1 protein-coding gene is annotated in these 1,417 nt (G+C 74.2%); it reads left to right on the plus strand.

The features are described from left to right. Window positions 1-1,417 (plus strand): serine/threonine protein kinase (locus tag ACIQOV_RS41345; protein ID WP_401056288.1); only part of this gene is annotated, 1,417 nt, incomplete at both ends.

Here is a 1,417-nt window from a genome sequence, read left to right on the forward strand (position 1 = left end):
CCCCGCCCGGCGGCGACACCGGTGTCACCCAGCCGTACGTCCCCTCCGCCCGGGTCTCCCCCGGCTCCGGCCCCACCGGCTCCGGCCACGGCTCCGGCGGCCCGGCCCGTTCGATGTCGGCCCGCACCGGCTCGGCCCGTACGATGTCCGGCCGTTCCCGCTCGCACCGCTCCACCCGCACCGGCAGCGGCCGCTCGCTCTCGGTCCGCTCCACCCGGGGCGGCGGCACCGCGGGCACCCGCAGCCGGCTGGGCGCCGGCCTGGTCACCGTGCCGACCGTCGAGGCGGCCGACCCGTCCCGGGCGGTGCTGGCCAACCCCGAGGTGCCCGAGCGCAAGCGGTTCTGCTCCAAGTGCGAGGCCCCGGTGGGCCGGGAGAAGAACGGCAGCCCGGGCCGCCCGGACGGCTTCTGCACCAAGTGCGGCACGCCGTACTCGTTCACGCCCAAGCTGCGCCGCGGCGACCTGGTCGGCGGGCAGTACGAGGTGGTGGGCTGCCTGGCGCACGGCGGGCTCGGCTGGATCTACCTGGCGGTGGACCGGCGGGTCAACGACAAGTGGGTGGTGCTCAAGGGCCTGCTGGACACCGGCGACGAGGACGCGCTCGCGGTGGCCGTCGCCGAGCGGCGGTTCCTGGCCGAGGTGGACCACCCGAACATCGTCCGGATCATCAACTTCGCCGAACACCCGGACCTGCGCACCGGCGCCACCGACGGCTACATCGTGATGGAGTACGTCGGCGGGAAGTCGCTCAAGGACATCGCCAACGAGCGCCGCACCGCGGACGGCCGGCGCGAGCCGCTGCCGGTCGAGCAGGCGATCGCCTACGCGCTGGAGGCGCTGCCGGCCCTGGGGTACCTGCACGGCCGGGGCCTGGTGTACTGCGACTTCAAGATCGACAACGTGATCCAGAGCGGCGACACGCTCAAGATCATAGACATGGGCGCGGTCCGCCGGCTCGACGACGACGGCCCGATCTACGGCACCATCGGCTACCAGGCCCCGGAGATCGCCACCGACGGCCCCTCCGTCGCCTCCGACCTGTACACCGTGGCCCGCACCCTCGCGGTGCTCACCTTCGACTTCCAGGGCTACAGCGGCACCTACCGCGACTCGCTGCCCGGCCCCGAGCAGGTCGAGGCCTTCGCCCGGTACGAGTCCTACTACCGCTTCCTGGTCCGCGCCACCGACCCGGACCCGGCCCGCCGCTTCGCCTCCGCCGAGGAGATGGCCGACCAGCTCACCGGCGTGCTGCGGGAGATCATGGCCCTCCAGGACGACCGGCCCCGGCCCGCGCCGTCCACCCTGTTCGGCCCCGAACTGCGCGTCGTCGACACCGAGCTGGTGCTGCCCACCGAACAGGCCGGACAGCTCCGGGTGGCCCCCCTGGACCCGGCCGCCGCCGCCCTCGCACTGCC

It is taken from the genome of Kitasatospora sp. NPDC091257, assembly GCF_044757675.1.
GTDB classification, from domain to species: domain Bacteria; phylum Actinomycetota; class Actinomycetes; order Streptomycetales; family Streptomycetaceae; genus Kitasatospora; species Kitasatospora lactacystinica.